The organism is Roseisolibacter sp. H3M3-2, assembly GCF_029211165.1.
In the GTDB taxonomy this organism is placed as follows: Bacteria; Gemmatimonadota; Gemmatimonadetes; order Gemmatimonadales; family Gemmatimonadaceae; genus Roseisolibacter.
This window is the reverse complement of record NZ_JARGEK010000230.1, coordinates 1-7,908: the sequence shown is the minus strand read 5'-3', so window position 1 is coordinate 7,908 and position 7,908 is coordinate 1. Positions and strand designations below refer to the sequence as shown.

Genomic DNA, 7,908 nt, shown 5'->3' with positions numbered 1-7,908 from the left:
CGGGGCGGCGTCGCGCGCGGCCGCGAGCGCCGCGTCGGCGCCGATGAGCAGCGCCGCCGCCAGCGACGCCGCGCGCGCCGCCGCCGCCACCCGCCAGTCCACGCCGACGGTGTCGAGGCGCGGGAGCGACGCCGGCCCGAGCGCGGCGATGACGCGCAGCCCGCCCCACCCGAGCAGCAGCCCGAGCCCGCCGCCGGCCGCCGCCAGCAGCGCGCTCTCGACCAGCGCCTGGCGCAGCAGGCGCGCGCGCGTGGCGCCGAGCGCCGCCCGCACCGCCAGGTCGCGCCCGCGGCCGGTGGCGCGCACGAGGAGCAGGTTCGCCACGTTCGCGCAGGCGATCAGCAGCACGAAGCCGACGGCGGCGAGCAGCACGAGCAGCGCCGGGCGCGCGTCGCCGACGACGACGTCGCGCAGCGGCAGCACGTCCACGCGGCGCGCCGCCTCCGGGTCGTCGGCGCGCAGCGCCGCCCCCACCGCCGCCATCTCGGCGCGCGCGGCGTCGAGCGTCGCGCCCGGCGCCAGCCGCGCGAACACGCGCAGCGAGTTGACCTCGCGGTCGGCCAGCCGGTCGTCGAGCACGAGCGGCGCCGCGACCTCGGCGCCGGCGGCCCAGAACGGGGTGAAGCGGAAGCCGCGCGGCATCACGCCCACCACCGCGTACGGCTCGCCGTCGAGGGTGATCGTGCGCCCGACGACCGCGGAGTCGCCGCCGAACCGCCGCTGCCACAGGTCCCACCGCAGCACCGCGACGCGCGCGTTCGCGCCCCGCGCCTCGTCGGGGGTGAACAGCCGCCCCACCGCCGGGCGCACGCCGAGCAGCGCCAGCATGTCGGGCGCGACGTGGATCCCCGCCAGCTGCTCGGCGCGCTCGACGCCGGTGAGCGCCGGCCCCCACGCCTGCGCGGCGCCGAGGCGCATCGTGCGGCTGGCGCGCTTCCAGGCGAGGTAGGTCGCCGGCACCACCGACTGCGCGCCGTCGCCGCGCACGACGGCGAGGCGCGCGGCGTCGCCGTAGTCCAGGGGGCGCAGCAGCACCCCGTGCACGACGCCGAAGACGGCGGTGGCGGCGCCGATCCCCAGCGCCAGCGTCAGGAGGGCGATCGCGGTGAACGCGGGGGCGGCGCGCAGGGCGCGCGCCGCCTGTCGCAGCTCCGCGCGGAGCGGGTCGAGCATCGGGGGCCTCGGGCGGTGGACGCGGGGCGGGACGGGAGATGCGTCTCCGACACGCCGAGCCGGGGAACGGTTGGCCCGCGCGCCGTCACCCCCGGCGCGCGCGGGCCCGCCGCGTCACTCCTGGACGCCCAGCTCCCGCTGCCGCTGCTTCACCGCCTCGACGAAGCGCTGGCCGTCGGCCTCGCTGAAGCGCATCCCCTTCCCGTCGCCGCCGTCGCCGTCGGTGCCGAAGGAGAACTTCGCGTTGCGGCGGCTCTCGAAGCGCACGTGGCCGTCCTCGTAGCGCACGTTCTCCACGTCCTCGACGGGGAGGCGCACGACGAAGCCCATCGCGCCGCCCACCACCCTGCCGACCGCGCCGGCGATCATCCCGCCGATCGCCCCCGCCTCGCCGGCCTGCGAGTCGACCTCGGCGCGCACGTGCGCGCGCAGGCTGTCGGAGAGCTGCAGGCGCACCGTGTCGCCGACGAGCGCGAGGACGGCGACGCCCTCGGTGCTCGTGATCGCGACGTCGCCCTCGGCGAGGGTGAAGGCGCGCGCGGCGGAGTCGCCGGACATGTCGACGTTCACGTCGCCGAGGGCGCCGCCGCCGGAGCAGGCGGCGAGCACGGAGGCGACGACGACGGAGGCGAGGAGGAGCGGGCGGATGCGCATCGCGGGGCCGGTGGGGGATGGCGTCAAGATGCCATACGCCCCGCCGGCCCCGCGAGTGTCACCGCCGCGCCTACTTCTTCGCGACCGTGATCTGCGTGAACATGCCGTGCGCGACGTGCGGCTTGCCGTCCTTCGCGTCGGGGAGGAAGCAGAGCAGCCCGTACTCGCCCTCGGCGAAGTCGGCGGTGAACTGCATCGACCGCCCCTTGGCGAGCCCCGACGCGCCGCCCACCGGCATCATCGGCGGCGGGCCCTTCATCCCGCCCTCGACCCACGCCAGTGCGTCCTTCGTGGTCTTGCCCGGCGCCAGCTTCACGATGAACGCCTCGTGGAACTGCTCGGCGGCGTTGACGATGCGGATCGTGCGGCGGCCGGCGGTGAGCGGCGTCGAGAACTCGAAGCCGTAGTCCTTCAGCGTCATCGTCAGGTCGGCCTTCGCCTCGTCGGCGGCCTCGCGGCTCGGCGTGACGGTGAGCGGCTTGTACATCCCCTTGGCGATGTGCGGCTGCCCGTCGGGCGCGGGGATGTGGCAGACGATGACGTAGTTGCCGGCGTCGAGCGTCAGCGTGCCGTCGGCGAGCGCGCCGGGGACGCCCGGCTGCGGGCCGCCCACGTCGACCGCCCACGACGGCGGCGGGGCCTCGCCCTTCGCGACGGCCTGCAGCGCCTGCAGGTAGTCGCCGACCGTCTTCCCCTGCTCCAGCTTCACGAGCCAGACGTGGTGCAGCTCCTTGCCCGCGTTCTCGATGCGGAACGTGGTGGTGCCGGCGGGGATCGAGGCGGGCGCCTCGAAGGCGTAGTCCATCGTCTTGATCGTGACGACGCGCGGCGCGGCGGCGCGCTTCGCGGCGACCTTGGCGACCGCGGGGCGCGCGGCGGGCGCGTGGTGCCCGGCGTGCTGGGCGACGAGGGCGCCCGGGAGGGCGAGGCCGAGGGCGAGGACGAGGGCGGACGGACGCATGCGGGACCGACTCCGGTGATATGCGATCGGCGGCGCGGGGAACGCTCGGCGCCGCGGTGGCGATGTGTGCCACCAGTCTCGCCCACGAGGGGAGGCCGCGAATGGGTAGTCCGACCCCCCGACCGTCAAGGGCTTGCCGCCCCCGGGCTCGGCGGCGAGCGTTCGCGCCATGCTGATCGGCGTCGCCGGCATGGTGGGGGCCGGCAAGAGCACTCTCACCCGCGCGTTGGCGGCGCGCTTCGGGCTGCAGCTCGCCCCCGAGAGCGTCGGCGACGACAACCCGTGGCTCGAGCCGTACTACGCGCGCGGCGCCGAGTCGCGGCGCGAGTACGCGCTGCGCCTGCAGCTGCACTTCCTCGCGACGCGCTTCGAGAGCATGCGGCGCATCCGCGGCGCGGGCGGCAGCTGGGTGCTCGACCGCACGTGGTACGAGGACGCGGAGGTGTTCGCGCGCGGGCTGCACGAGGAGGGGCTGATGGGCGCCGCCGAGTGGACGCTCTACCTCCAGCTGTACGGCGAGCTGCTGCACTCGCCGGCGGCGCGCCCGCCGCGGCTGCTCGTGTACCTCCACGGCCCGCTCGACGTGATCGTGGAGCGCATCGCGCGCCGCGGGCGGCCCAAGGAGAGCGACACCGACGTCGCCTACTGGGCCGCCCTGCACCGCCGCTACGAGCAGTGGATCGCCGGCTTCCGGCGCTGCCCGGTGCTGTCGATCGACGTGCGCGACTACGACCTGGTGGCCGACCCGCAGGCGATCGAGGCGGTGGCGGCGCGCGTGCGCCGGCGGCTGGAGCCCGAGCTGCCGCAGACGGAGCTGTGGCCGGCGGCGGAGCCCGAGCGCGGGCCGCGGCTGCAGCGCGCGGGCTGACGCCGCGCGCTACACCTGCTGCCCGCCCGACACCTCGATCCGGGCGCCGTTGATCCACCCCATCCCGTCGGAGAGGAGGGCGGCCACCGCCGCGCCGACGTCGTCGGCCTCGCCGACGCGGCCGAGCGGGATCGTCGACGCGACGTGCCGGTTGACGTCGGCGTCGTCGCGCACCATGCCGCCGCCGAAGTCGGTCGCGATCGCCCCCGGCGCGACGACGTTGACGCGGATCCCGCGCGCGCCGAGCTCGCGCGCCATGTAGCGGGTCAGCACCTCGACGCCGCCCTTGGCCGACGCGTAGGCCGCGTACCCGGGGTAGGTGAAGCGCGCCAGCCCGGTGGACACGTTGAGCACGCGGCCGCCGTCGGCGAGCAGCGGGAGGAGCCGCTGCGTGAGGAAGTACGGCCCCTTGAGGTGGACGGCGAGCAGCTCGTCGAACTGCGCCTCGGTGGTGTCGGCGAACGCCGCGTGCGTGCCGATGCCGGCGTTGTTGACGAGGGCGTCGAAGGTCTCGCGCCCGAAGTCGTCGCGCAGCGTGCGCGCCAGCGCCCCGGCGAAGGCGGCGAAGGTGTCGCTGCGGCCGACGTCGAGCGGGAGGACGGCGGCGCGTCGGCCGCGCGCCTCGACCTCGCGCACCAGCGACGCGGCCTCGTCGGCGTTCGCGCGGTAGGTGCCGACGACGTCGAGGCCGGCGTCGGCGAGGTGGAGCGCCATGCTGCGGCCGAGGCCGCGGCTGGCGCCGGTGATCAGGGCGAGGCGGGGAGTGGCGGGCGTTTGCATGCCCGCATCCTAGGCCGTTACTCTCCGATCGAAAGAAGGCACCCGAAAGTGCCATACTTACCCGACGGAGAGCGATGCCGACCATCGAGACGACCGACCCCCGCGTCGAGGCGCTCGTCCACGAGCTGATCGGGCGCGTCGCCGACAAGTGGACGATGCTGCTGCTCGAGGTGCTCGACGAGCACGGGACGCAGCGCTTCACCCGGCTCGGCGCGCTGGTGCCGGGGATCAGCCAGAAGATGCTGACGCAGACGCTGCGGCAGATGGAGCGCGACGGGCTGGTCACGCGCACCGTGCACGCGGTCGTCCCGCCGCGCGTCGACTACGCGCTCACCCCGCTCGGCGAGAGTCTCGGCGAGGCGTTCTGCGGCGTGTGGGTGTGGGCGGCGCACCACCGCGAGACGGTCGAGGCGGCGCGGCGGGCGTTCGACGCGCGGGGCGCCGCCGGCTGAGCGCGGCGCGGGCCGGCGGGGGCGCGCCGGGCCACGCTCACCTGCCCGTGGTGTGGAACGCGACCAGCCGGCCGTGGAGGGCGCTGAGTGCCTCCAACCCGGCGGGATCGTAGCCGTTGGTCGCGACCAGGAACGCCACGTTGCGCGCCGGGGCCAGGACCGCGAGCGAGGCGTTGCCCAGGTTGCTGCCCGTGTGGTCGAGCACCTTGCCGTTCGCCCACGCGCGGGATGCGATGCCCCAGCCCATGCCGTAGCTCGCCGTCGCGTTGATGGCGACCGCGGGCGACGTGGTCTGCCGCGCGACGTCGGCGGGGGCGACGGTGGACGTGCCCGCCTCCACGCGCAGCACCTCGCGCACGAATCGCCCCCAGCTCGCGAGCGACATGTGCATCGTGCCCGAGGAGTTGAAGACCGGCGGGAGGTCGTAGCCTTCGAGCTCGGTCCAGGATCCGTCCGACTGGCGCCGGTGGGCGACCGGCTGGGTCGTGCTGCCCGCCGCGGCCTGCGGCCCCCAGGCGGCGTCGGTCATGCCGAGCGGGGTGAAGACGTGCGTCGCCATGGCCGCCTCGAACGACGTGCCGAGGGCCCGCTCCAGCATCGCGCCGGCGACGACGTAGCCCACGTTGTTGTACTCGAACGCGCCGCGCGTCGTGCCGGACGGGGGCGGCTGCTGGAGCACCGCGGCCACCGCCGACGCCCGCTGGGCCGCCGCCGTCGTCCCGGTCCCGAGCGCCGCGTTGCCCAGGATGGGCGTGAGGCCCGACTGGTGCGAGAGCAGCTCGCGCAGGGTGACGTCGCGGTACTCGGCGCGGACGCTCGCGAGCTCCGGGAAGGCCTGCGCGATCGTCGTCGTCCACCCGATCCGGTCCTGCGCGACCGCCGCGGCCGCGAGGAGCGCCGTCATCGCCTTGGTGTTGGAGCCGAGGTGCCAGCGGTCGTCGCTGGTGACCGCGGGCCCCCCGCTCGCGCGACGCGTGCCGGCCGCCCCGACGGCGACGAGCCCGTCCTCCAGCGTCACGATGGCGGCCGCGATGGCGGGCAGCTTCCAGGCGAGGCGCACGGAGTCGACGATCCGCGTGAGGTCGGCGAGCGGCGCCGCGGGCCCCGGTCGCACGGTGATCGTCGTGGAGCCGCGCACGGCGCCGGCCGTCGCCGCGATGACGGCGGTGCCCGGGCTCACGGCGGTGACGCGGCCGGTCGCGTCGACCGTCGCGACGGCGGGCGTCTCGCTGAGCCAGGCGAACGTCGCGACGGCCGCGCCCTGCCCGTCGGCGCGCGCCGCGCTGGCCGCGAGCTGCGTGGACTGCCCGGGCGAGAGCACCGGGGTGCTGGCGGTGACCGCGACCGTCGCGATCGACGGCGTCGTCGGCCCCGGGGGCGCGGTCGGGGCCGGGGCGTCGCCCCCTCCGCCGCCGCACGCGCCCAGCGACGCGGCGAGGGTGGCGGCGATCAGCAGCGCGAAGCGGCGGGCGTCGGACATTCCGGGGGCCTCCGGCAACGGGGATCGACGATCGTGCCGGCGGCGTCGATCGGCGGCCGGACTCCCACGCGTCGCACCCGTCCCAACCCGCGCGGGGGAGCGCGCGTCACCCTGCGGCGCCTCGCCGGCGACGGAGAGGCGGCCGGGACGACGTCCGCGGGCGGGCGCACGGGCGTCGCGCTCGGCCCCGGCCGCCCACCTAGCGGGCGGTTCCGCGCAGGAACGGCACGATCGCGCGCAGCGTCTCGTCCGGCCGGTCGAGGAAGAGGTGGTGCACGCCGGCGATGCGCGCGACGCGGCCGCCGCGGACGCCGGTCCGGAACTGCGCCTCGCTTGCGGCCAGCCACGGCCCGTTGTTCTCGCGCTCGAAGCGCGCCGCCTGCGCGCGCTGCTCGGCGGTCGCGTCGGGCGGGAGGATCGTCTGCGACACGGTCGCGTAGAGCGCCAGCGCCGGGGCGCGCACGCGGTCGTACTCGGGCGCCGCGCGCGCGGCGTCGTCGAGCATCGCGCCGTAGTGCGCGAACGGGTGGCGCCAGCGCACCGCGCCCGCCGAGTCGGCGGCGAGCGAGGCGCGGAAGTCGCGCTCCACCGCCGTCCCCCAGAAGCGCGCCAGGTCGGGGCGCGCCCGCCGCTGGTAGGCGAGGTACGCGCCGACGGAGCGCCGGTCGGCCGCGGTGATGGGCGGGGCGAGCTCCGGGGGCGGGTCGGCGGCGTCGAGACGGCGCTGCGCCGCGCGGTCGTACGCCGCGTCGACGTAGACCAGCCGGAGCACGCGGGCCGGGTGGCGCGCGGCGATCCGCGTCAGCTCCGCGCCGGCGAGCGAGTGGCCGACGAGGTGCGCCCGCCGGAGGCCGAGCGAGTCCATGAACGCGACCACGTCGGCCGCCAGCGTGTCGAGCCCGTACCCGTCCGCCGGCGCCGACGACTCGCCGTGCGCGCGGCGGGTGAGGGCGACCACGCGGAACCCCGCGCGCGCGAGGCGCGGCCCGAAGTCGCTCCAGATCCACGCGCCGTTGCCGAGCCCCGCGAGGAGCACCACCGGCTCGCCGCGGCCGCCGAAGTCGAGGTAGTGGAGGCGCGCGCCGTTGGCGGCGACGAACCCCGGCGCCGGGTCCTGCGCCGCGAGCGGCGCCGCGAGTGGCGGCGCGACGACGGCGGCGGCGGCGACGAGCGGGTGGAGCGGTGAGCGCACGCGGGACTCGGTCGAGGGTGGGCGCCCGACGATGCGACGGCCGGCCGCCGACGGCAAGCGCCCCCCGCGCCGCGCGCCTACCCGCCGCGCCGCAGCTGCCGCGCCTTGCCGAGCAGCCCCACCGCCAGCCACGCCACGAGCACGGCCAGCGGCGCCGCCACCACGCGCGGCCACAGCACCGCCACGACCGCCAGCGCCAGCAGCGCGAGCGCGGTCGTGACGAACAGCGACGCCTCCGCCCGCCCCAGCACGCGCGTGCCGGCGATGGCCGCGCCCACCGCGTTGCCGAGGCGGAGCGCGCCCGCCGCCGCGCGCCCCACGCTGCCGTGCCCGCGCCGGGCGCGCCGC

8 protein-coding genes and 1 pseudogene are annotated in these 7,908 nt (G+C 77.0%); 2 read left to right on the top strand and 7 right to left on the bottom strand.

All coding sequences use genetic code 11. The features are described 5' to 3' along the window. The 3 genes from PYV61_RS16935 to PYV61_RS16925 form a co-directional block, all read right to left on the bottom strand. The coding region (locus tag PYV61_RS16935; protein ID WP_275833745.1) for an ABC transporter permease at window positions 1–1,173 on the bottom strand (1,173 nt) is incomplete at its 3' end. A gap of 114 nt (window positions 1,174–1,287) precedes the next feature. Next, window positions 1,288–1,827: a hypothetical protein gene (locus PYV61_RS16930; RefSeq protein ID WP_275833743.1), complete on the bottom strand. Its 540-nt coding sequence runs from the start codon at window positions 1,825–1,827 to the stop codon at window positions 1,288–1,290. A 70-nt stretch (window positions 1,828–1,897) separates the two neighbouring features. After that, window positions 1,898–2,788 (bottom strand): hypothetical protein, encoded by an 891-nt coding sequence (locus PYV61_RS16925; RefSeq protein ID WP_275833741.1) that lies wholly within the window; start codon window positions 2,786–2,788, stop codon window positions 1,898–1,900. A 169-nt stretch (window positions 2,789–2,957) separates the two neighbouring features. Between PYV61_RS16925 and PYV61_RS16920 the strand changes: the two genes are divergently transcribed. Continuing rightward, on the top strand, window positions 2,958–3,656 hold the full coding sequence (locus tag PYV61_RS16920) for a deoxynucleoside kinase (RefSeq protein WP_275833739.1): 699 nt from the start codon (window positions 2,958–2,960) through the stop codon (window positions 3,654–3,656). A 9-nt stretch (window positions 3,657–3,665) separates the two neighbouring features. Here the strand turns inward: PYV61_RS16920 and PYV61_RS16915 are convergent, their stop codons facing one another. Continuing rightward, window positions 3,666–4,436, bottom strand: coding sequence for an SDR family oxidoreductase (locus tag PYV61_RS16915; RefSeq protein ID WP_275833737.1), 771 nt, complete (start codon window positions 4,434–4,436; stop codon window positions 3,666–3,668). 74 nt (window positions 4,437–4,510) lie between these two features. Between PYV61_RS16915 and PYV61_RS16910 the strand changes: the two genes are divergently transcribed. Continuing rightward, on the top strand, window positions 4,511–4,888 hold the full coding sequence (locus PYV61_RS16910; protein ID WP_275833736.1) for a helix-turn-helix domain-containing protein: 378 nt from the start codon (window positions 4,511–4,513) through the stop codon (window positions 4,886–4,888). Between the two features lie 37 nt (window positions 4,889–4,925). On the opposite strand, the gene PYV61_RS16905 is transcribed toward PYV61_RS16910, so the two are convergent. From PYV61_RS16905 to PYV61_RS16895, 3 genes and pseudogenes are all read right to left on the bottom strand, one after another. After that, window positions 4,926–6,368, bottom strand: a complete 1,443-nt coding sequence (locus tag PYV61_RS16905; protein ID WP_275833733.1) for a serine hydrolase — start codon at window positions 6,366–6,368, stop codon at window positions 4,926–4,928. A gap of 199 nt (window positions 6,369–6,567) precedes the next feature. Continuing rightward, a complete protein-coding gene (locus PYV61_RS16900; RefSeq protein WP_275833732.1) occupies window positions 6,568–7,560 on the bottom strand; it encodes an alpha/beta hydrolase in 993 nt (330 codons plus the stop codon). A 77-nt stretch (window positions 7,561–7,637) separates the two neighbouring features. After that, window positions 7,638–7,908 (bottom strand): annotated as a pseudogene (locus tag PYV61_RS16895) (cardiolipin synthase B); the annotation flags it as partial.

Excerpts from the sequence above, each read along its gene's own strand:
- PYV61_RS16905 (WP_275833733.1), bottom strand. The coding sequence starts at position 6,368 with ATGTCCGACGCCCGCCGCTTCGCGCTGCTGATCGCCGCCACCCTCGCC.
- PYV61_RS16920 (WP_275833739.1), top strand. The coding sequence starts at position 2,958 with ATGCTGATCGGCGTCGCCGGCATGGTGGGGGCCGGCAAGAGCACTCTC.
- PYV61_RS16925 (WP_275833741.1), bottom strand. The coding sequence starts at position 2,788 with ATGCGTCCGTCCGCCCTCGTCCTCGCCCTCGGCCTCGCCCTCCCGGGC.
- PYV61_RS16910 (WP_275833736.1), top strand. The coding sequence starts at position 4,511 with ATGCCGACCATCGAGACGACCGACCCCCGCGTCGAGGCGCTCGTCCAC.
- PYV61_RS16915 (WP_275833737.1), bottom strand. The coding sequence starts at position 4,436 with ATGCAAACGCCCGCCACTCCCCGCCTCGCCCTGATCACCGGCGCCAGC.
- PYV61_RS16930 (WP_275833743.1), bottom strand. The coding sequence starts at position 1,827 with ATGCGCATCCGCCCGCTCCTCCTCGCCTCCGTCGTCGTCGCCTCCGTG.